Annotated in this window: 19 protein-coding genes and 1 tRNA gene; 5 read left to right on the plus strand and 15 right to left on the minus strand. The window is 47.5% G+C overall.

Annotation, left to right across the window (positions count from 1 at the left end; genetic code table 11):
- Positions 1–50 precede the first annotated feature (50 nt).
- Positions 51–1,235 (plus strand): MFS transporter, encoded by a 1,185-nt coding sequence (locus tag DWZ44_RS09070; protein WP_055227985.1) that lies wholly within the window; start codon positions 51–53, stop codon positions 1,233–1,235.
- A gap of 304 nt (positions 1,236–1,539) precedes the next feature.
- Here DWZ44_RS09070 and DWZ44_RS09080 read toward each other — a convergent pair whose 3' ends face one another.
- From DWZ44_RS09080 to pepF, 4 genes are all read right to left on the minus strand, one after another.
- Positions 1,540–2,067, minus strand: a complete 528-nt coding sequence (locus DWZ44_RS09080; RefSeq protein ID WP_117509337.1) for a flavin reductase — start codon at positions 2,065–2,067, stop codon at positions 1,540–1,542.
- A gap of 520 nt (positions 2,068–2,587) precedes the next feature.
- Positions 2,588–2,659: transfer RNA gene (locus DWZ44_RS09090), tRNA-Gly, on the minus strand.
- A gap of 259 nt (positions 2,660–2,918) precedes the next feature.
- Positions 2,919–3,683, minus strand: a complete 765-nt coding sequence (locus DWZ44_RS09095; protein WP_022462268.1) for a nitroreductase family protein — start codon at positions 3,681–3,683, stop codon at positions 2,919–2,921.
- Positions 3,684–4,022: 339 nt separating this feature from the next.
- Positions 4,023–5,822 carry an oligoendopeptidase F gene (pepF, locus tag DWZ44_RS09100; RefSeq protein WP_243002045.1) on the minus strand — a complete coding sequence of 600 codons (1,800 nt, stop codon included), beginning with the start codon at positions 5,820–5,822 and terminating at the stop codon, positions 4,023–4,025.
- Positions 5,823–6,024: 202 nt separating this feature from the next.
- Between pepF and DWZ44_RS09105 the strand changes: the two genes are divergently transcribed.
- From DWZ44_RS09105 to DWZ44_RS09115, 3 genes are read left to right on the plus strand one after another with little or no spacing between them, the layout of a single operon-like run.
- Positions 6,025–6,402, plus strand: coding sequence for a GntR family transcriptional regulator (locus tag DWZ44_RS09105; protein ID WP_022462266.1), 378 nt, complete (start codon positions 6,025–6,027; stop codon positions 6,400–6,402).
- A complete protein-coding gene (locus DWZ44_RS09110) occupies positions 6,395–7,093 on the plus strand; it encodes an ATP-binding cassette domain-containing protein (RefSeq protein WP_055227982.1) in 699 nt (232 codons plus the stop codon). Before DWZ44_RS09105 ends, DWZ44_RS09110 begins: the two co-directional genes overlap by 8 nt.
- On the plus strand, positions 7,087–7,920 hold the full coding sequence (locus DWZ44_RS09115; protein ID WP_117804706.1) for a hypothetical protein: 834 nt from the start codon (positions 7,087–7,089) through the stop codon (positions 7,918–7,920). The genes DWZ44_RS09110 and DWZ44_RS09115 overlap by 7 nt, the downstream gene beginning before the upstream one ends.
- A 73-nt stretch (positions 7,921–7,993) precedes the next feature.
- Here the strand turns inward: DWZ44_RS09115 and DWZ44_RS09120 are convergent, their stop codons facing one another.
- From DWZ44_RS09120 to DWZ44_RS09175, 11 genes are all read right to left on the minus strand, one after another.
- Positions 7,994–10,258 carry a glycogen/starch/alpha-glucan phosphorylase gene (locus tag DWZ44_RS09120; protein WP_055227980.1) on the minus strand — a complete coding sequence of 755 codons (2,265 nt, stop codon included), beginning with the start codon at positions 10,256–10,258 and terminating at the stop codon, positions 7,994–7,996.
- A gap of 168 nt (positions 10,259–10,426) precedes the next feature.
- Positions 10,427–11,461: a LacI family DNA-binding transcriptional regulator gene (locus DWZ44_RS09125; protein WP_117802081.1), complete on the minus strand. Its 1,035-nt coding sequence runs from the start codon at positions 11,459–11,461 to the stop codon at positions 10,427–10,429.
- 98 nt (positions 11,462–11,559) lie between these two features.
- Positions 11,560–13,041 (minus strand): 4-alpha-glucanotransferase, encoded by a 1,482-nt coding sequence (gene malQ, locus DWZ44_RS09130; protein WP_117804707.1) that lies wholly within the window; start codon positions 13,039–13,041, stop codon positions 11,560–11,562.
- A gap of 440 nt (positions 13,042–13,481) precedes the next feature.
- Entirely contained in the window at positions 13,482–15,140 is a 1,659-nt protein-coding gene (locus tag DWZ44_RS09135; protein ID WP_117802079.1) for an ATP-binding protein, read from the minus strand.
- Between the two features lie 9 nt (positions 15,141–15,149).
- Complete coding sequence (locus DWZ44_RS09140) at positions 15,150–15,821, minus strand: winged helix-turn-helix domain-containing protein (protein WP_022462258.1); 672 nt, start codon at positions 15,819–15,821, stop codon at positions 15,150–15,152.
- 3 nt (positions 15,822–15,824) lie between these two features.
- Entirely contained in the window at positions 15,825–16,469 is a 645-nt protein-coding gene (gene phoU, locus DWZ44_RS09145; RefSeq protein ID WP_117804708.1) for a phosphate signaling complex protein PhoU, read from the minus strand.
- 1 nt (position 16,470) lies between these two features.
- Complete coding sequence (gene pstB / locus DWZ44_RS09150) at positions 16,471–17,223, minus strand: phosphate ABC transporter ATP-binding protein PstB (RefSeq protein WP_022462256.1); 753 nt, start codon at positions 17,221–17,223, stop codon at positions 16,471–16,473.
- A gap of 20 nt (positions 17,224–17,243) precedes the next feature.
- Entirely contained in the window at positions 17,244–18,146 is a 903-nt protein-coding gene (gene pstA / locus DWZ44_RS09155) for a phosphate ABC transporter permease PstA (RefSeq protein ID WP_242857201.1), read from the minus strand.
- A complete protein-coding gene (pstC, locus tag DWZ44_RS09160) occupies positions 18,136–18,990 on the minus strand; it encodes a phosphate ABC transporter permease subunit PstC (protein WP_022462254.1) in 855 nt (284 codons plus the stop codon). The genes pstA and pstC overlap by 11 nt, the downstream gene beginning before the upstream one ends.
- Positions 18,991–19,180: 190 nt before the next feature.
- Positions 19,181–20,137 (minus strand): substrate-binding domain-containing protein, encoded by a 957-nt coding sequence (locus DWZ44_RS09165; protein ID WP_117804709.1) that lies wholly within the window; start codon positions 20,135–20,137, stop codon positions 19,181–19,183.
- Positions 20,138–20,527: 390 nt separating this feature from the next.
- Positions 20,528–21,664, minus strand: a complete 1,137-nt coding sequence (locus DWZ44_RS09175; protein WP_243002046.1) for an aldo/keto reductase — start codon at positions 21,662–21,664, stop codon at positions 20,528–20,530.
- Between the two features lie 358 nt (positions 21,665–22,022).
- Between DWZ44_RS09175 and DWZ44_RS09180 the strand changes: the two genes are divergently transcribed.
- Complete coding sequence (locus tag DWZ44_RS09180) at positions 22,023–23,111, plus strand: MFS transporter (RefSeq protein ID WP_117804710.1); 1,089 nt, start codon at positions 22,023–22,025, stop codon at positions 23,109–23,111.
- The last annotated feature ends 67 nt before the right edge of the window (positions 23,112–23,178 follow it).

A 23,178-nucleotide genomic window follows, 5' to 3' on the forward strand; every position in this document is an offset into this window, starting at 1 on the left:
TTCTTTTTTCTGATTTCTTACGATGATTTTTTTATTAGGAGGGTTTTACTATGGTTTCACTTTTGCTGCCTGTCATTTATCTGGCATTCATCAGTCTTGGACTGCCGGATTCCCTGCTTGGCTCTGCGTGGCCGGTCATGTACCAGGAACTTGGAACTTCCGTTTCCGCAGCCGGTATCATTTCCATGATTATCTCTGCCGGAACAATTGTTTCCAGTCTGAACAGTGACCGGCTGAACACACGGTTTGGCACCGGAAAGGTCACCGCTGTCAGTGTTCTGACAACCGCTGTGGCACTGTTTGGTTTTTCCATCAGCCATTCTTTCTGGGCCCTGTGCCTCTGGGGAATTCCCTACGGTCTCGGCGCCGGAAGCGTCGATGCCGCTTTGAATAACTACGTTGCGCTTCATTATAAGGCGCGCCATATGAGCTGGCTGCACTGCATGTGGGGTGTTGGCTGCAGTACCGGCCCTGTTGTGATGAGCTGGGCAATCAGTCACCTGAACTGGAACAAAGGATATCTCATCATTTCCATTTTCCAGATTGTGCTGACATTGGTTTTGTTCTTAAGCCTTCCTCTTTGGCAGAAACCTGCCGGAGCTGCCGAAGAGGATACCTCTGTTCCGGCGGAGCGGAGTTTTTCCAGTCTGATCCGTGTTCCTGGTGTCAAAGAGGTGCTGATCTGCTTTTTCTGTTACTGTGCAGTGGAATCTACTGCTGGCATGTGGGCTGCAAGTTATTGTACGCTGTTCCGCGGTATTGATGCACAGCGTGCCGCAAGCTGGGCCAGCCTGTTTTACATTGGTATTACCATCGGACGTTTTATCTGCGGTTTCGTTACCATGAAGCTGAACGATCAGAATATGATTCGTCTGGGACAGTTTTTCATCGCCGTTGGTGCGGTTCTGATGCTGCTGCCGTTTGGCGATTCCCTTCTTTTTATCGGCCTGATCCTGATCGGACTTGGCTGTGCGCCGATTTATCCTTCCATCATTCACGAGACACCGGCAAACTTCGGTGCCGACTTAAGCCAGGGAATCATCGGCATCCAGATGGCCTTTGCTTACGTCGGAACCTGCCTGATGCCGCCGGTTTTCGGTGTTCTCGGCCAGCATATTTCCTTCGGACTGTATCCGGTATTCCTGATGGCCATTTTGATTCTGATGGTTGTAATGGCAGAGCGGATGCACCGCGTAACGGCGGAAAAGAGAAATTCTTATAAAGCCAACTATTAATCCAATTATTCTGCAGCAGAATGGTCCCCTTGGATCAAACTCTGATATACTGCGTACAAAAAAGTACATCTGATCAGGTTACTCCCTGATCAGATGTACTTTTTGTAAATTTCGGAAATTTTTTCAAGCACGCTCCGCTTCAAACTCTTTCACCACATCCTCCAGCAGGTTTCTGATCTGCAGGTGCTGCAGACATACTTTCTCACATTTTCCGCATTTCACGCAGTCTGATGCCTTTCTGCCCGGTGCAGTATATACAAGATTGTGATAAGAAATACTGATACATCACGCCAATTTTCCTGTTTCATTCCTCAATCATGCCAAAGACATCTTCAATCTCGCCCATATACAGATAATGGAGATCGCCATCTTTATATAAAGTATCGCGCGTAAATTCCGGCAGATCTTCTTTCTCCATTCTGACCGCATAGATTTTTTTGCAGACAAAGGTCAGCTCTGCCTCTTCAAATCCAACCGCATTTCCCAGCATCTTCGGTGTCAGACTGGTCAGACTGATCTTATCCGGCACATCATTTCCCGATTTTGATCCCAGGATTCCAAGATCCTTCCGATATTTCTCTGGAAAAAAGCAGACCGTAAACTCGTCTTCCTTCTGCAGAATCTGATGCGTCCGGCGGCTTTCCCGGATAAATACGGTAATGATCTGCTTTCCTTTCTTTGGCGGTCCCCAGATCGTCCCCATCGTACCCCATCCGATCGTCATCGTATTATACTCCCTTGGCGTACCCGCAGTACACAAACCCCAGCGGTCATCAAAAATAGAAAACACATCATACTTTGCGGTTTTAAAATTCTCCATCGTAATGTTCATACTACATTCCCCTTTCGCTGATTTGCTTTGTTATCCTTAGCATACCGTACGGTAGTAACTACCGGGCAAGAACTTTTTTTCGAAGCCTTGAATTTTTATAAAAACAGGGAATTTTTTTATTTTAGAAATAAGAATTGTATGTTATACTAATGAACGTTGCCACTCCCAGACAGGCAGAGAAGGGAGGGTTGACAGTGCAAGAACTATTCATTTCATTTTTTCTTTCCGTTATGGCAAGTATAGTAGCCTACTATATCTGCAAATGGCTGGACGGTAAGAAATAACTGGCAGCCAGCCTAAGGTTTAAGCCGCCTTGCCCAAAAGGCACAGAAAGCCCCACGAGTTGCAGCTCGTGGGGCTTTTGTTGACTTTGCAAGCCATTCATTTCATTGCCTATCGGCATTATAGCATATGAAAATTTAAAATGCAATATTCTTAAGTTTTAAAAATAAGATTTCTTTTTCATCTATTTTTCCACAACGCAAAAACCGGAATGCTTACACATTCCGGTTTCCAGTAGAGCGCGAGACGGGATTCGAACCCGCGACCCCAACCTTGGCAAGGTTGTACTCCACCCCTGAGCCACTCGCGCATTTTTCATTTTTTATCTTGTTAAGTGCTCGCTGCACCTTACAAATGATACTATACAGGAACTTCCCTCATTTGTCAACACTTATTTTCAATTTTTTTCAAAAAAATCAAAAAACATCTACGATTCACCCAATTTTCGCCCTTCTGGCGGATCCAGCCGCTTTACCACCGTCCCCACCGTCAGACCTCGCGTGGCTTCGTACCTGCATCGCAGGTACGAAGCCGCACGAGGTCGTCCGAGGTCGTCCGTCCTTTCTCCCCTAAGCCTTCAGAATCGCGCTCAGCACATACTGATTATTTGAGAAGTTTTTCTGCGAAATATCCCCGAGTCTGATCAGGTCAACATCCAGCCACAGCTCCTCTGCTGCCACCATCATATTTGCAAACATAATCCCGAAATTCACCTCATCCCACTTCCGAAGCTTCTCCACACTGTGCTTCTTCGAGAAAATATGAATTCTGTTATCATACACCACAAATCTCCACGGCTGGCTGTTCATACTGGATGGCGACAGTCTCGCCGCTTCCAGCATCTGCGTCATCCACTGCCGCGGCACCTCTTTGAACACACAAAGATCCTCCAGCGGCAGTCTCTTTGCTTCACTTTGCCGTCTCGTATGCGAACCATGACTCTTACCAAAAGCGACGATCCCCACCAGCCGCTTTCCGTTCTTCTCAAGCTCCGCCTTTTTCACACGATTACTTCCGATAAAGCAGGTTCCCAGTCCGATACTGCACAGATACAGCACCATCTGTTCCATAATATAACCCACGTTCATCAGATATCGTTCTGACTCCTCCGAATAAAAAGCCATATAATACGGCGCCTTCACACTGAACATACTGAGCATTCTCTCCTGCCCTTTTCTGTTGTCCAGAATCGCCATATCCACACCGATGCCCGAAAACAGTGCCGGCATCTCCTTATAATGCTCCCAAATCTTATCCAAAGTCTGCGGCGGAAGCGTATCAAAACAATAATTCCTTACTGATTTTCTAACAAAAATAGCCTCATATAAATTCATACTCTCACCCTTACTTCATCTGCTATCCGTCTGTTTTTGTTACAGTTCACTGCTGAATGAACAGTAATATTTCTTTCATAGCCGGCCGCGGCCCGCTCCCCATTTTTACAGGAGCAAAGCCGCATTCCGAAAAATTTACGTTTAATCTTCCGCATTCGACAGAAATACGGAAATTCTCCCTCTTAATCGCAAATATTTTTCAATTTCCAGCTCATCCATTTTTACTCTGTAATAATATTGTAACATATCCAAAAACTTTTTCAAGGGAAAAACGCGCCAAATTTTGTATATTTTTCACACATATTTCCCATCAAATTTATGCAACTTTAAAACCTGTGCTTACGCTTCCGCGGTCAGCTCCTCCACATAAGAAGCAAACACATCCAGCGCCTCTTCCACCGGCTCCGGCTTCGTCATATCGACGCCGCAGATCTTCAAAAGGTCAATCGGATCCATCGAGCAGCCGCCGCTTAAGAACTGTTTGTACTTCTCCACGATACCCGGCTCCCCTGCCAGGATCTTGCTGCTGATCGCAATCGCCGCCGAAAATCCCGTTGCATACTGATATACATAGAACGGTGTATAAAAATGCGGAATTCTCGCCCATTCCAGCGCGATCTGCGGATCCGAAATCATATCCGGTCCGAAATACTCCTTGTTGATCGACAGATACAGCTCCGAAATACCGTCCGCCGTCAGCGTGCCTTCCTCTGCCATCTTCTCATGAATCCGCTTCTCAAACTCCGCAAACATCGTCTGGCGGAACACCGTTCCCTTAAACTGATCCAGGAAATAATTCAGCAGGAAAATCTTCTCCTCTTTTTCTTTCGCATGCTTCAGCAGATAGCGGATCAGCAGTGCCTCGTTGCAGGTTGATGCCACCTCAGCGACAAAGAGGCGGTACTCCGCATACGTAAACGGCTGCGTATGGTTCGAATACCAGGAATGCAGCGAATGGCCCATCTCATGCGCCAGTGTGAAGACCGAATCGATATTTCCGTTAAAGCTCATCAGCACATACGGATGGGAATCGTAAGAACCCCAGGAGTAAGCACCGCTCTTTTTTCCTTCGTTCTCATAAACATCCACCCAGCGCTCCGAAAAGCCCTTGTCCAGCAGTGCCACATAATCATCCCCGAGCACGGCAAGCGCTTTCTTCACGATCTCGATCGCCTGCTCATACGTATATTTCTGCTCGTACTCTTTCGTCAGAGAAACGTAAACATCATACATATGAAGTTCATCCACACCGAGCAGCTTTTTACGCAGTGCCACGTAGCGGTACATCGCCGGCATTTTTGCATGAATCGCCTCGAGCAGCTTGTCGTAAACCGAAACCGGGATATTTCCGCCATCCAGCGATGCAGCCAGTGCAGATGGATATTTTCTTACATCTGCAAAGAATGCGGCCTGTTTCAGATTGGCACCGAACGTTGCGGCGAGCATGTTTTTGTGTTTTTCATACTCCGCATAATACTTCTCAAACGCTTCTTTTCTGACCCGGCGGTCCTTCGACTGTAAAAATCCGACGAAGGTGCCGTGGCTCAGTGGAACCTGATTTTCCTCTTCATCCGTGACCGGCTGGAATCTGAGGTCTGCGTTCGAAAATGCCGAAAAAATCTGATCCGGGCTGGATGCCATCTCTCCGGCTTTTGCAAGAACCGCCTCCATCTCCGGCGAGAGAATGTGCTCTTTCTTGCGGAAATTTTCTTTTAATATGCGATCGTACAGACGGAGCGGCTCATATGCTTTTTCAAATTCTGTAACCGTCTCCTCGTCAAGCTCCAGGATCTCCGGCTCTACGAAAGAAGAGGCATCCGCAAGAACAGCCATCATGCTGTCCATCTTTCCGGCATAGCCCTGATACTTCTGATTTCCCATATCCTGGTGATATTTCTGGCTTGCATAGACATACAGGCTGGAAAAGACGCGGCTGATGTCATCCAGACCGGAAAGAACGTCATACAGCGCTTCTGCACTCTCTTTCATTGTTCCCTGTTTTGCGCGGAACGCTTCTATTTTCTTCGCAAGCTCCTGCTCTGTTTTCTCAAATTCTTCATCACTACCAAACAAACTCGAAAGATCCCAGCAGTACGCCGGATCCATCTCTTCTCTTTTTTTCAGTTTAATTTCTGCCATATTTCTCCCTTCATCCATCTTTTTAGACGGAACTATTTCTGCGGTTTTTCTTCTAATACTAATGTGCCGCACTTACGCTTAGTTTACCACAATTTAACCTCTAAATCTAAAATTTTTTCTTAATTTTCTTGACAAATCCATAAACCGATTGTATGATTGTACTATCAAATTAATACAACAGTACAAAAGGAGTGAATGCCATATGCCATGGAATCTTGATTCCTCGCGGCCGATCTATCTGCAGATCATCGAGCGGGTACAGATGGACATCATCACCGGGCGCTATCAGCCGGGCGATAAACTTCCGTCCGTCCGCGATCTCGCGCAGGAGGCCGCCGTCAACCCGAACACAATGCAGAAAGCGCTTTCCGAACTGGAACGCAGCGGACTGATCTATTCCCAGCGGACCAGCGGACGCTTTATTACCGAAGATAAGGAGTTGATTCATCAGATGAAAAAAGAACTTGCCGCCGCAGAAGTATCTGCTTTTGTTGCCCACATGAAACAGCTCGGCATAACCCCGGAGGAAATCCGGCAGCTACTTGCCGAAACGATTGAGGAGGAAGAAAATCATGAGTGAACTTGTAACGTGTAAAGACCTGACGAAGCGCTTCGGAAACCACACCGCGCTCGATCATCTCAACCTTTCCCTGGATTCCGGGAAAATTATCGGACTGCTGGGGCCCAACGGAAGCGGAAAGACGACGCTCTTAAAGCTGCTGAACGGACTGCTGACCCCGAGTGAGGGTGAAGTCCTCATCGCCGGAAATCATCCCGGTATTGAGACAAAACGGATCGTCTCCTATCTGCCGGATAAAATGTATCTCGGCAGCTGGATGCGCGTCTCGGATCTTTTAACGTATTACAGCGATTTCTTTGAGGACTTTGACATGTCCCGCGCCAATGCCATGCTGGAATCCTTAAAAATCAGCCCGAAGGACCGTTTGAAAACGATGTCGAAGGGAACGAAAGAGAAAGTCCAGCTCATCCTCACGATGAGCCGCCGCGCAAAGCTCTACTGCCTCGACGAGCCGATTGCAGGCGTCGATCCGGCAGCACGCGATTACATTTTATCTACGATTTTAAACAACTACGAACCAGACGCATCCATCCTCATCTCAACACATCTGATTTCCGATGTCGAAAATATTCTTGATGAGGTCATCTTTATCCAGGAGGGCCAGTTAAAACTGCACGCCTCGGTTGAGGATATCCGGATGCAGGAGGGTGAATCGATTGATTCTTATTTCAGGGAGGTATTCAAATGTTAAAAAAATGTCTGAAACATGAGTGGAAAGCATGCTGGAAAAACATGGCGCTGCTGAACGGTGCCGCCATTTTCATGGGCGCTCTCGGAGGCTTCGGATTCCTCTTTTCCCAGATTTCTGAGCTGCCGGATCTGCTGATCGTCCTCTATCTGTTTGCATACGTTTTGATTGTGATCGCCGCATCCGTCATGACACAGGTGCTGATGATCCAGCGCTACTATAAAAATCTTTTTACCGACGAAGGGTATCTGACCAACGTCCTTCCGGTATCGGCAACGGATCATATTCTCTCCAAAATGCTGGTTTTCGGCGCATGGAGCATCTTAAACGCACTTTCCGTTCTCGCTTCCTTCGCTTTTTTGCTTCTGCCGTCCGCAATCCGGTATTTTACCGCAAACACCCTGCTTTTTTACAACAAGACCATGACCTTTTCCGATTTTCTGTCCTATCTCTGGGCACAGATTACCGGTGTTGCCGATGCTGCTTTTTCCCTGATCGGCATCACGAACCACATCGGTATGGCACTGTTTTCCATCGTTGGCTTCTTCGCTTCGCTGTTCTTTGGCATTCTTCTGTTCTATGCCGCCATCAGCATCGGAAGCCTGGTATCCAGCCACAAAATTCTGACGGCTGTCCTCTCTTACATCGGCATGACTACCGTGATCCAGATCTTCGGCGGAATCAGCATCGTCCGTGTTTTCCAGGACTCCACACCGACTGCTGTGGTTACCACATCCTCGGTTTCCACACTTATCATCACCGTGGTGCTCTGCATTGTTCTGTTCCTGATCTGCCGCTATATCTTAAGCAGACGGCTGAATCTTTCATAAAAATTGCATTAAAAAGCGCCGCCGCGGACGAACCGAATCGTCTGCGGCGGCGTTTTGTATGCATGTTCTGCACTTATGCCAGATGCCAGATATCCTCGTTGTACTGTGCAATGGTACGGTCGGAGGAGAAGAAGCCTGCTTTTGCGATGTTGATCAGGCACTTCTTGTTCCATGCATCTTTATTCTCGTAGTCTTTGTATACTCTTTCTTTTGTCTTGATGTACTCTTTCAGGTCGAGCAGCGTCATGAACCAGTCTTTGTTCAGGATCTCTTTGTAGAGTCTCTCCAGGCAAACCTTGTCGCCGATAGCAAGAAGCTCATCGCTGACGATGAAATCAACCAGCTTTGCAATCTCCGGATCTTCGTCATAGATGTCTTTTGAGCAGTAAGCAGCATCTGCGTACAGGTCGATGACATCCTGCGGTTTCTTTCCGAAGATGTAGATGTTCTCTTTTCCGACAAGATCGCCAATCTCAACGTTTGCACCGTCTTCTGTTCCAAGCGTCAGGGCACCGTTCAGCATGAATTTCATGTTTCCGGTTCCGGAAGCCTCTTTGGATGCCAGGGAGATCTGCTCGGAGATATCTGCTGCCGGGATCACCTTTGCAGCTTTTGATACGTTGTAGTTCTCAAGCATAATCACTTTGAAGTACGGGCTTACCTCAGGATCGTTATCAATCAGCTCCTGCAGGCACAGGATCAGATGGATGATATCTTTTGCGATGATATAAGCCGGTGCAGCCTTTGCACCGAATACCATGGTGATCGGGGTTTTCGGCTTGTTGCCGCTCTTGATATCCATGTATTTGTAAATAGCGTACAGGGCGTTCATCTGCTGGCGTTTGTACTCATGAAGACGTTTTACCTGTACGTCGATGATGGAATTTTCATCCAGCGCGATATTCTGTGTCTCATACAGGAACTGTTTGAGATCCAGTTTACGGTTGTGTTTGATCTCCTCAAGTTTTGCAAGAACCTTCTTGTTGTCTTTGTATTTAAGCAGTTTTTCCAGCTCGTCGGCATCTTTTTTGAATCCCGGTCCGATCAGGCTCTCAATATACTGTGCCAGTTCACGGTTGCAGTGCAGCAGCCAGCGGCGGAAAGTGATTCCGTTTGTCTTGTTGTTGAATTTCTCCGGATAAATATCGTAGAACGGTTTCAGCTCGGAGTTTTTCAGGATCTCGGTGTGCAGTGCTGCAACGCCGTTAACAGAAAATCCGTAGTGGATATCCATGTGTGCCATATGGACGCGCTGATCCTTGTCGATGATCGCTACTTTCTCATCTTTGTATTTCTTCTTTGCCTGTGCGTCCAGCTCGTGGATAATCGGCATCAGGTGCGGAACAACCTCCTCGAGGTAATCGATCGGCCATTTTTCCAGTGCCTCTGCCAGGATGGTGTGGTTGGTGTAAGCACAGGTCTTGCTTACAACATCGATGGCTTCCTGCATGGTAAAGCCTCTCTCCTGCAGCAGACGGATCAGCTCCGGAATGACCATGGACGGATGAGTATCGTTGATCTGGATCACAACGTGATCATACAGCTTATGCAGATCGTAGCCCTTCTGCTCGCACTCCATCAGGATGAACTGTGCGCCGTTGCTGACCATGAAATACTGCTGGTAGATACGAAGCAGCTGTCCGGCACGGTCGCTGTCATCCGGGTAGAGGAACAGTGTCAGGTTTTTCTGGATCTGATGCTTGTCAAAGTTGATGCTGTCTGATGGAACGATACTCTCGTCTACCGTATCTACATCGAACAGATGCAGACGGTTACAGCCATTGTTGTAACCCGGTACGTCGATATCATACAGGGTAGAATGCATCGTGAAGTTTTTATACGGAACTGCAAAGGATACCGGCTGTCTGACGAGCCAGCTCTCATTTGTGATCCATGGATTTTTCACTTCTTTCTGTTTGTGGTCGACCAGAAGCTGGCGGAACAGACCGAAGTGATAATTAAGGCCGATACCGTCTCCCGGCAGGCCAAGCGTTGCGATAGAATCAAGGAAGCATGCTGCCAGACGGCCGAGACCTCCGTTTCCAAGGGACGGCTCCATTTCCATCTCCTCGATCTCGGTCAGCTCTCTTCCGTGAGCTGCAAGTGCTTTTTCAACTTCCTCGTACATGCCAAGGTTAATCAGGTTATTGGACAGCAGTTTTCCGATCAGAAACTCTGCTGAAATATAATACAGCTTCTTACTTCCGGTGTTTCTTTTGCGACCTGCCATCTCCTGTTTGGTGATAACCATCAGGGCTTCAAAGATTTCGCTCTTTGTGCAGTTGTCCAGATCTCTTCCAAAACGCTCTTTTAAGATTGCCTGAATTCTTTCTTCCATTTTTTTCTCCTCGTATTGCTGTGGATAAATTCCCACAGTGTCATTTAGTTGCGCTGCCATTCCGGATTTCCTGCAATTGGCAGCTTTCGCAGTTCCATTCAAAGCTTTTCCCTGAATGGGACGGTTCACTTCTGAATCACTTTTGGGGGCAGCGAAACAGCAAATATTTTACTGCTGCGCGATCCGCGACTTCGTAGATTCCCTTACGACGAGTTCCCCATCGTATACTTTGCTGCAGGGTTCTTCTTTTCCTGAAATTAAGGAAAACAGCATCTTCGCCGTCTCTGCGGCAAGCTGCTCCACCGGCTGACGGATCGTTGTGATGCTGGGTATATAATACTCTCCTGCATCAATTCCGTCAAATCCGGCGACGGAAATGTCATCCGGCACGGTAAGCCCTGCCTCTTTTAAGGCACGGCACGCACCGATTGCCAGCGTATCCGCGGTGGCATACAGTGCGGAAAACTCCGTCTTTTTTTCCAGAATTTCTTTTGTTATCTTGTACCCTGTGGCGAAAGAATACGTATCGTCCTTCGTCATATGAAATACCAGATCAGGGTCATAAGGTATCCCATGATCCAGTAAAGCCTGGCGGTACGCATTCAGACGGAGCCGTCCGATACTGATGTCGTCCTCGCAGGCGGTAATGATGGCAATGCGCCGGTGCCCGAGACCACAGAGATAATCTACCATCTTATAGCTTTCCCTGTAGTCATCGACCGATACGCTCGCGCACGGTTTTCCTCCGTCTGAAACCGCCCCGATTGTACTGATCACGTACGGAACCGGGATCTGCGCCATTTTCTCATGCGGATGCGTAAAGTTTCCGCCCAGGAAAATGATGCCGCGCAGTCGTTTTTCTTTGACGATCTCGATCGCGGAGTCTACCTCATTTGCCTTTTCCTCTACTCGCTCAATAATGCAGGCGTATTTCTTTTTTCGCACAACCTCTTCAATCACACTGATCATGTTGTTGAAGAACATGTTGTCCATGCCTTTTACCAGAATGGCAATCGCTTTCGCATTCGACCGCTTCAGGTTTCTGGCACTGTTGTTCGGTACGTAATTCGATTCGGCAATCACCTTTAAAATCATCTCTTTTGTTTCCGGATTGATGTCCGGATGATTGTTCATCGCTCTCGATACGGTACTCACGCCTACCTTACATTTGCGGGCAATGTCCCTGATTGTTACCTGTTCCATATTCTGCAGGCCTCTCCTTTAAACTCTGTACCTGTTCTGCCGGAATCTCTTCCGGCTTGTTTCCCCGGCCTGTTTTGCTTTCTTTCCAGCGCGTGTTTTTATTTTGCAATACGTGCTGTAATCTGTGTCAGCCGATGAATTCTCTTTGCCATTTCCGGTGTAAACTGTCCCGGAAGCAGGCGCCATTTCCAGTTATTTCCAAGTGTAGACGGATAGTTAATTCTCGCCTCCGTGCCAAGGCCTAAAAACTCCTGCATCGGAGTGACAGCCAGATTTGCCACGCTCTCCATTGACATGCGAATGAAATCCCACGGGAGTTCCTCGTCGGTACTCTTTGCATTTCCCATATACTCTTTGGAGAATTCGCGGTCTTCCTCACTCATGACATAATACCATCCAAGAATCGTATCGTTGTCGTGTGTTCCGGTGTAGACAACACAGTTTCTCTCGTAATTGTGCGGCAGATAATCGCTCTCCTCACGGGAGTCAAAAGCAAACTGCAGCACCTTCATACCCGGATAGCCGGATTCTTTTACCATTTCGATCACGCTCTCGGTAAGGTATCCCAGGTCTTCTGCGATAACGTCCACATCGCCGAGCTTTTCTTTGACGGTGTTGAACAGGTCCATGCCCGGTCCTTTTTCCCAGTGGCCGCGCTCTGCCGTCTGATCACCGAATGGGATGGAATAATATTCATCAAATCCGCGGAAATGGTCGATGCGGACAGTATCGTACAGTTTAAACACGTGAGCCAGACGTAACAGCCACCATGCATAACCTGTGCTCTTATGATAGTCCCATCTGTATAACGGGTTGCCCCAGAGCTGTCCGGTTGCGGAGAACGCATCCGGCGGGCATCCGGCAACTGCTTTTGGCTGGTTGTCCTCATCAAACTGGAACAGAACCGGATTTGCCCAGGTGTCGGCGCTGTCAAATGCAACATAAATCGGAATATCACCGATAATACGGATACCCTTTTCATTTGCGTATGCTTTCAGTGCTTTCCACTGTTTCAGGAACATAAACTGCTGGAATTTGTAAAATGCAACCTCCTCGGCAAGTTCTTCCCGTTTCTGATTCAGTGCTGCTTCTTCTCTGTCTTTTAATTCTGCCGGCCACTCACTCCAGCTGATTCCGCCGAGTGCATCCTTAATCGCCATATACAGCGCATAATCCTCCAGCCAGTAACCATTTTCCGATACAAATGCATCATATACGTCATCTGCCGCAAATCTTTCAAATGCTTTTCTGAGTACTTTGAAACGGGACAGATAAATCTTTTCGTAATCAATATACTCCGCGTTGTCGCCGAAATCGCACGCATCACACTCTTCTTCTGTCAGAAGTTCCTCTTTTACCAGGGTCTCCAAATCAATAAAATATGGATTTCCGGCAAAAGTAGAGAACGACTGGTACGGCGAATCTCCATATCCCGTCGGTCCAAGTGGAAGAATCTGCCAGTAGCTCTGGCCGGCCTCCTCCAGGCGATCCACAAATTCATACGCTTCTTTCGAAAAACATCCGATACCATATCGGGACGGCAGCGAAGCTACCGGAAGTAAAATACCACTTGCTCTCATTTTTAAACCCTTTCTCCTTGTCGTTTTTTCTATCCATCCGACCCCACAAATACATAATTCCTGTTCACGGATACGCAGCAAATTGTAACTTATGCAACCCCTATAGCCAGCTCATTTTGTTTCGTAAAAACAGGGCTGTCGGTATCTCGCCTGTATTTCCGGAAACGGTGTCGGTAACGTTTCCGGAACTCGTTATATTTACAATACCATACTCTGCATCAAAAAACAACCCCCAACCCCCTTATCATATTTACCAAATATTGAATCCTCTGTTTATTCAAAACAACGAATTTGCATTTTTGTAACGATGCAAAGCCATACATAAAAAGACAGCATGCGGGGGGCGGAACCGCTTTGGGCACTTAAAAATCATGAATTTTTCAAGCCTCCCATATAGGTTCTGTCCCCGCATGCTGTCTTTTGCGGTATCTGTTTTTCACTTAAAACTCCAGAATAATCTTTGTTCCGGTTCCAAGCGTACTCTCAATTTTAATCTTCGCATCATGAAGAATCGCTCCATGCTTCACAATGGAAAGTCCAAGTCCCGTACCTCCCGTTTCGCGGGAATGACTCTTATCCACACGATAGAACCGTTCAAAGATCCGCTCCTGATCTTCCTTTGCAATTCCGATTCCGGTATCTGCCACAGATACCACTGCCCGTCCGTTTCTTCCGCGGGAAACCGTCACTTCGACCTCACCGTCCCTGCGGTTGTACTTGATCGCATTGTCGCAGAGATTGTAGATCATCTCATAGAGAACCTGCCGTGCACCTTTGATCCGGCAGCTCTCTCCTCTCAGTGTCATCTTCACCTGCTGCTCCTTTGCCCGTATGGAAAGATGTCCCTCGACATCACGGCAGATCTGCATCAGATCCACTTCCTCCATCGGGATCGACTGGTCGTTCTCGTCCAGTCTGGACAGCTTGATAATATCCTCGACAAGAGAGCTTAACCTGCTCGCCTCACTGTGGATTCTTCCCGCAAATTTTGGAATATCCTCCGGTTTTACCATGTTATTTTCTATGATCTCCGCATATCCGGAAATTGACATCAGTGGTGTTTTCAGCTCATGTGACACATTGGCAGAAAACTCACGGCGCATCACCTCCGCTTTCTGTTTTTCTGTCACATCCAGCACCAGGATGACCGCACCGGATACAACATTGTCCACACGCACCGGATTAGCAAGAAGCTGATAGACTCTTCCGTTTAATTCCAGCATCCGCTCCTCGGAACTGCCCTCCAGAGCATGATCCAGCGCCTCCTTCAGCTGCTCATTGCGGCTGACTGTCACAATATTGTGATTGATGCACTCCTCTGCCGTCACATCAAACAAATTCTGTGCCGAGCGGTTGATGGAGAGTACAACCGACTGGTTTGTCACGATCAGACCATCCTTCATATATTCCGTGATGGCAAGATACTCCTCCTGATTATGGCGGAGCTCCTCCATCTGCTGCTGGATCTGCTTCTGCTGCTGATGAATTCTGCCAAGCAGCGGACTCAATTCCTCATACGCTTTGTTGTCCAGCGGATGATTCAGATCAATCTCATTGATCGGCTTTACGAGTGCCTTTGTCATATGGCTGACCATCATCAGCTCTACGACAAGAACTGCCGCAATCAGCACAGCCACAAGCCATATATTCCGCAGCATCACACCGAACACACTGTCCGTTGTCAGGGAAACACGGATGATTTTTCCATTGTCCAGGCGCAGTGCCGTATAATATGTTTTGCTCCGCAGCGTTTCGGAATAACGGGAAATATTGCTTTCCCCTGTCTTTTCTGCCTCAATCACCTCCGGCCGCCCGGAATGATTTCCCATCATCTTCGCATCCTCGACCGAATCAAACAGAACGGTTCCGTCCGTGTCAATCAGGGTGACCCGACTTGCTGTAATCTTTCCGGCCGGTTTATCCAGACTGTCATCACCCATCTTGTCCAGAAAATACCTGTAATACTCACATTCATTTCTCACCGAAACACGAAGCTGCTCCGCCGTATTGTTGTACATTGCCCAGCTCATGGTGAAAAAAGTCAGGATAATCGCAGCGATAATCAACGCTCCCGCATGTTGAAAGACTTTTTTACGCATCTTACTTTCTCAGCCTCCTATCCGGTATCCCACGCCGCGGACCGTCTCGATCAGCTCGCCGCATTCGCCCAGCTTCTGGCGGAGTGTACGCACATGAACGTCTACCGTACGGGTTTCTCCGTCAAAATCATAACCCCAGACATGGCCGAGCAGACGGTCTCTCGTAAGGACAATTCCTTTATTTTCCATTAAAAATTTCAGCAGTTCAAACTCTTTTAAGGTCAGGGTAACCTTCTCCCCTTTGGCCAGAACCTGATGCTGCTTTACCTGGATCTGCAGATCCCCGGTCTCCAGCACATCGTTTTCCTTCTCTTCTTTTCCGGCACGGCGCAGCACGGCACGTACCCTTGCGATAAATTCCATCATGCCGAACGGCTTGGTAATATAGTCATCGGCTCCGCAGTCCAGGCCCATGACCTTATCATACTCAGCGCCCTTTGCCGTTACCATAATGACCGGAATTTCTTTTGTTACTTCCGATGCCTTGAGGCGTGAAAGAATTTCAAGACCATCCTCTCCCGGAAGCATGATATCCAGGAGAATCAGATCCGGAAGCTGTTCTGCAATAGCTGCATTCAGCTCTTTTCCGCTTTCCAGGCCTCTTGCGGTAAAACCGCTCGATTCCAGTGTGTATACGATCAGTTCCCGTATATTTCTTTCATCTTCCACGCAGTAAATCATCTGTTATTCCCCTTTATGGTGACCGTTAATGGAATACACAACCCATTCCGCAATGTTTGTTGCATGGTCACCGATTCTTTCATAATATTTTGCAATCATCAGATAGTCCAGAGACTGGACATCTGTGGTAATTCCCTTTCGCATACCCTGCAGAATTTCATCCTTTACCTCGTCAAAAAGATCATCCACGATATCATCGGAATCGATAACCTCCCGTGCAAGCTTCAGATCCTGCTTAACGTATGCATCGATGCATTTTGTTACCATAGAAGCTGTTGCTTTCGCCATATCCTTCAGACGGATGCTTGCATCCGGCACATCAAGACTCGTTACTTTTACGATATCCGCAATATCTGCTGCCTGGTCTCCGATCCGCTCCATATCGGTAATCATTTTTAATGCCGCAGATACCTGACGCAGATCACGTGCTACCGGCTGCTGCTGTAAAATGATGCGGAAGCAGAGATCCTCGATCTCCCGTTCTTTCGCATCGACAACCTGGTCTTTTTTGATAATCTCTTCTGCCGCTCTCTGGTTTCCCTCCAGCAGAACCTCATACGTCCGTCCGATTGCCTGCTCGCAGAGTGCGCCAAGCTCAATCAGCTCCGTGTGCAGAATTTCCATCTGCTGCTCAAATCTTTCCCTCATATCAGCCAAACCTCCCTGTAATGTAATCCTCTGTCCGTTTATCCTTCGGCATGGAGAAGATCTGTTCGGTCTCTCCGTATTCTACTACCTCGCCTAACAGGAAAAATGCGGTTTTGTCGGAAATTCTGGCTGCCTGCTGCATATTGTGGGTTACCATGACAATAGTATAATCTTTTTTCAATTCTACCGCAAGATCTTCGATTTTGGAAGTAGAAATCGGATCCAGTGCTGAGGTTGGTTCGTCCATCAGAAGAACCTCCGGCTGTACGGCAAGAGCACGCGCAATGCAAAGACGCTGCTGTTGTCCGCCGGACATGCCAAGTGCGCTTTTCTTCAAACGGTCCTTCACCTCATCCCAGATTGCCGCCTGTCGAAGAGACTGCTCCACAATATCATCCAGCTTCGCTTTGGAACGGACACCATGGGTTCTGGGGCCATAGGCAATATTGTCGTAAATGCTCATCGGGAACGGATTTGGTTTCTGGAATACCATGCCGACCCGTTTTCGGAGTCCGTTGACATCCATTTTTCCGCCGTAGATGTTTTCTCCGTCCAACAGCATTTCACCGGTGATCCGGCAGCCCGGAACGAGATCATTCATTCTGTTGATGGATTTTAACAGGGTCGATTTACCACAGCCGGAAGGTCCGATAAAAGCCGTCACTTCATTGGCATCAATGCTCAAGTTGATATTTTTTAATGCATGAAAGTCTCCGTAATAAAGATCCATATTGGATACATCTATTTTGCTCATGTTTTTTCCTCGTCTCTCTTTTATTTCTTTGCAATTTTCTTCGCAATCATTCCGGAACAGCCGTTGATCAGAAGGACAATCAGCATCAGGATGACGCCGGTTGCATACATCTGATTCATATAAAGGCCTTCACTGGAAAGTGCATACATATGAACGGCAAGGGTACGGCCGGAATCCATAAGGCCTGCCACCTTTGCAATCGTTCCTGCTGTGAAAAGAAGCGCTGCCGTCTCTCCTACGACACGGCCTGTCGCAAGAATGACACCGGAAAGAATGCCGGGTACGGCAGATGGAAGAACAATTTTAAAAATCGTACGAAGCTTTCCGGCTCCCAGTCCAAAGCTTGCTTCCCGATAGGAATCCGGAACCGATTTTAAGGCTTCTTCTGCTGTTCGCATAATCAGCGGAAGAATCATGATGGCAAGGGTACAGGCACCGGACATCATCGAGTATCCCATTTTCAGGGTTTTCGTAAAAAACAGCATACCGAACAAACCGTAAACAATCGACGGAATACCGGAAAGGGTCTCTGCCGTAATCCGGATCAGCCCAACCAGTTTTCCGCGTTTGTTGGCATATTCAACCAGATAAATCGCCGAGAAAATGCCGAGGGGCGCAGCAAGCAGAAGGGAAAGTACCGTCATCGTAACAGTGTTGATGATCGCCGGAAGCATCGTAACATTCTCTGTATTATAGGTCCAGGCAAACTGCTCCAGTGTCAGGTTTTTCACGCCACGAATCAGAATGAATCCAACCAGGAAAACCAGAACGGCAAGTGCAAGAATGGCTGCTCCCCAGGTAATTCCGGTCAGCACGGAGGAAAAAACACTTTTGTGATACGTAACCTTTGTTCTTTCTTTTTCTTTTGTATTTATTTTTACAGCTTCCATTGTATTTACAGCTCCATTTCCTTTAATCACCATAATGTACCCTCCGGTTCAGCATAGACACCGATAAATTGATCAGCAGGATAAAGACAAACAGCACAACACCCGTTGCAATCAGCGCTTCCCGGTGAAGTCCGGATGCATATCCCATCTCCAGTACAATATTGGCTGTCATGGTACGAAGGCCTTCTGTGATTCCTTTTGGCATACGAGGCTGGTTTCCGGCAATCATAATCACTGCCATCGTCTCTCCGATGGCGCGTCCGATGCCAAGAACGATGCCGGCCAGGATTCCGGATTTTGCCGCCGGGACAACTGCAAAAAAAACGCTCTGGGAATGCGTTGCACCAAGGCCAAGGCTTGCTTCATAGTAGGATTCCGGAACGCTTGTAATGGCGGATTCTGTTACACCGACCACGGTCGGAAGAATCATAACGGCCAGAAGAATAGATGCCGTCAGCATTGTGTTTCCGTTTTTGCCTGTCAGCTGTGCCATCAACGGGACGATCACAACCAGTCCGAAAAATCCATATACGATAGACGGAATACCGGCCATCAGGTTAATACCTGATTTGCAGATGCCGTAAAACTTTTTCGGACAGTAACGGGAAAGAAACACCGAAGTAAGAATGGCAACCGGCACACCCATCAGGATTGCAAGGCCGGTCACGCAGATACTGCCGACAATCATCGGCAGGATACCGAAAATGTTGTTTCCCGGTTTCCACACGGTACCGGTCAAAAATTTCAGCGGTCCGATTTTAAAAATAGCAGGAACGCCATTCATGAACAGGAAAATGCAGATCAGTGCAACAGCCAGTACGGAGCAGCACGCCGCAATCAGGAATACAAGTTTCATGATCGTTTCTCTTAGTTTCATAAGATAAATCCTTTCATTTCATTGTTTCGCGGAGCGTGTTTGAAAAAGACTTTCGTTTTTTTCCTTACGAACTGCTTTTTCAAGCACGTTCCGAAAGACAGCTTCTTTTTCTGAACATTTTCAGATACGGAAGTAAGAGCGATTTTCCATTGTTCGCCCTTACTTCTTTTTCCATTGCTTTATACATTCTTTATTTTACATCTGCCCAGTCGGTTGTGTCGCCAACATAGATGCTCTTTACCTGATCGCTGGTCAGCCCATCGGTCGGGTTCTCTTTGTTTACGATGACAGCAATACCGTCGGTTGCGATTACGGTTGCGGTAAGTCCTAAGGATTTCTCCTCATCCTTTAAGTCACGGGATGCCATACCGATGTCGCAGAGACCGTCGCTTGCGGAAGTGATACCTGTTGTGGAATCGCTCTGCTGTACTTCGATGTTAGCGTTTGAATTTACTTTTGTATAAGCCTCTTTTAATTTTTCCATCAGTGGTGTTACAGAGGAAGATCCTGCTACCACAACCTTTTCACCGCTGCAGCTTCCTTCGTAGGCTTTGGTATCTTTGATTGCAATATATCCGTCATCTGAAACAACCTGCTGTCCGTCGGTGCTTAAGATGTAGTCCATGAAATCCTGCGCATCTGCGGAAAGACCGTCTTTTGTTACAATGTTGAACGGACGGCTTACTTTATAGGAACCGTTTTCTACGTTCTCTGCGCTTGCCTCTGCTCCGTCGATTTTCAGTGCTTTGACTTCATCATTTAAGGATCCAAGGGAGATATAACCGATTGCGTACTGGTTACCTGCCACCGTGCTCATCATAACGGAAGTATTGTTGGTGATCTGTGCATCAACGGTGGTGTTGTCTACTTTCTCACCTGCATCGTTTTTCTCTTCTACACCGAACAGCTCGATGAATGCACCTCTGGTACCGGAACCATCCTCACGGGAGATCACGCTGATCTGTCCGGAGAAATCTCCGCCTGCTGCGGTGCTGTCACCGTCTGTGCTGCCATCTGCCTCTGTTGCAGAAGCCTCTTTTGTAGTGTCTGCTGTGGAAGAACTGCTGCTATCGCTGCTTCCACATCCTGCAAGCATTCCTGCAGCCATCATTGCGGTTAAGGTGATTGCAATTACTTTTCTCTTCATAATATTCTTTTCTCCTCTTTTCACACGGGATTTTTGTGATTTCTATTTTGTAAAATCGCAATCCCGACGTTTTTTACATTTCGTTTTTACAGGTTTCATCATAACAACGGCGTGTAAAATGCAAAATCTCAGAGATGTTAAGTTTATGTAAAACATGAGTTTTTTCTTTTTTACATTCCATTTTTCCGGTCGTAAACCGCTCCGTCACATCTCTCGCAAGTGGCACATTTTTTCCGCGCAGTGCAATCCTGCCCAAAGGATCTTTTTCTCCGCAGGAAATTCCAACAAGATTTCCCATAGAAAAAAAGGCTCCCCGGAATACTCTTTTTTCAGAGTATTCCGGGGAGCCTTTTTCTAAAGCATATGCAAAAGCGGATATTCGCAATCCTCTTATTCCGTCACCAGCACGTCAAGCTTTTCGGACGCTTCTTCTAACAGGTCAATGATCGGCAGATGCTGCGGGCATACACTCTCACACTGACCACACTGCACGCAGTCTTCTGCTTTTCCCGATGTTTCCAGCAGCTTTTTATAATAATTTTTCGCGCGGTCTTCTTCTCCATACAGGCGGATGGTATTCAATGCCTTGAACACATCCGGAATCGCGATTCCCATCGGACATCCGTCGCAGCAGTAACGACAGGCGGTACATGGAACCGCCGGACTCTTTTTCAGCGCTTCCTGTGCTTTGGCGATCACTGCTTTTTCTTCCTCGTTTAACGGTACAAAATTTCGGAAGGTTTTGATATTATCCTCCATCTGTTCCTCGTTTGACATACCGGAGAGCACGGTTGCAACACCCGGGAGGGAAGCCGCAAAGCGGAGTGCCCAAGACGCAATCGATGCATCCGGATGAACGCGTTTCATCTCTGCTTCAATCTCTTTGCCTGCTGATGCAAGGGAACCGCCCTTTACCGGCTCCATAACGAGGAACGGCATATCGTATTTCCGAAGCACCTCATACAGACGTCCGGACTGGATCAGCGGATTGTCCCAGTCAGCATAGTTCATCTGGATCTGGACAATTTCAACCTCCGGATGCTCGGAGAGAATCTTGTCAAGCAGCTCCGGCGTTCCGTGGAAGGAGAAACCAAAGTGTTTGATCAGTCCCTCTTCTTTTTTCTTCTTGGCCCAGTTGAAACAGTCGTATTTCACATAGCCTTCATAGTTTGCGCCGTCTTCTACGCTATGCAGCAGGTAATAATCAAAGTAGCCTGCTCCGGTGCGCGCGAGCTGATCGTTGAAAATGCGGTCACGGCCTTCGATGCCCTCGTCCATCATCCACTGCGGGAGTTTTGTCGTCAGAGTAAAACTTTCTCTCGGATGACGCTCTACCAGCGCTTTTTTCACGATGCTCTCCGATTTTCCGCCGCAGTACATATAGGCGGTGTCAAAATAGTTCATTCCGGAGGCAAGGTACGCATCCACCATTTTACAGATCTGCTCCAAATCCAGTTCTCCGTCCTTCTCCGGAAGGCGCATCATGCCAAATCCTAATTTCGGCATTTTTGTTACATCTACACTCATGTTAAAATATCCCCTTTCTTTTCCGCAGAAAACCTTCGTTTCCTCAGTATTGTTGAAAAAATTGTAGCATTAAAGTATACTTGAAAGTCAATAGTTTTTTTTATTTTTGTCAAAATTTTTCTTTGACTTTTTCCGTTTCCGGTGGTATTCTGGTAAAAAATTATGATTACAAAAGGAGTAGCACTATGATCTGGAAAAACCAGTTTCTTCACCTCACAAATGGCGATGTTTCAGCTGTTTATGGGGATAGTGCGCTCTTTTTTAAGTAAACTTCACATCTTGTATTCTTAAAATCACACAGAAAATGCACGTGTCTCCCCATCAGAATTTTACTATATTTTGACAAGGAGATTTTTTTATGTCTGAGAAAAATACCAGAAAACAAATACGAACTTTATATCTTATGACCACGGTCGGCTATTTTCAGATTGCGGCGGCTTCGTGGGTTGCACTGCTCGCACTCCGTGGATTTTCGCTGCTGCAGATCGGGATGCTCGAAAGTATTTTCCATATCGTGAGCCTCTGCTTTGAACTCCCCTCCGGCGTTGTCGCCGATGTTTTCGGGCGACGGAAAACGCTGATTGCAAGTCAGATGGCCTCCCTGATTTCCGGTACGCTGATGATTTTTTCCACCGGCTTTGCTACAACGGCGCTTGCGCTTGGATGCAGTGCGCTCAGCTATAACCTTGCATCCGGCACACGGGAGGCACTTGCGTATGACAGTCTGAAGCAGAACGGGGACGAATGGTTTTATGCCCGTTTTTCTTCTACCGAAATGATGCTGTACCGTATCACCAATTCCACCGCAACGCTCTGCGCAGGCCTTGCCCTGTGGCTGGGATACCGGCGCGCGTATGCGATTGATCTCTTCTTCGGGCTGATTGCGCTTGGCATTTCATTCCGCCTTGCGGAAGTAAAAACGGACGCAACACCAGTTCATTATCCTGTTGGACAGGAAATCGTTTCGGTTGTGCAGGAAAGCTGGCAGTTTCTTGTCCGTGAGAAAAAAGCAAGAAATATTATGCTGGTGAACGCACTCATCGGTGCCGTTTCTACGCTGGTTCTCTTCTTTTTACAGGCGAAGCTGCCACTCACCGGCATGAACAGCGCGCTGCTTGGACCTGCCCTCTTCGTGATGGGACTCGGCGCGGCACTGGGATCGCGGATGACGGCATACTTTCACAAATACCGCTACCGCGCGATTCTGCTGTTTGGCACGATCGGTGTACTTTTCGCCTTTCTTATGAGCTTTACCGGACTGCCGGCCCTTATGGTCTTCGGCGGATTTATCGGATCCTTTTCCGATGATTTTCTTGAAGTCCGGACCGATATTCTGCTCAATGACATGATCCCGTCCAGGCAGCGGGCGACGCTGATGTCGGTGAACTCGTTTGTCTTTTCTATGATTATGATCGTCCTTTCCACCGTATTTGGATGGATCATGTGATCGTCAAAAATTTACTTACATTGAAAAAAACGCTCATCAGTTTTTTGCTGATGAGCGTTTTTTTCAA

This window comes from Blautia sp. AF32-4BH (assembly GCF_003460565.1).
GTDB classification, from domain to species: domain Bacteria; phylum Bacillota; class Clostridia; order Lachnospirales; family Lachnospiraceae; genus Fusicatenibacter; species Fusicatenibacter saccharivorans.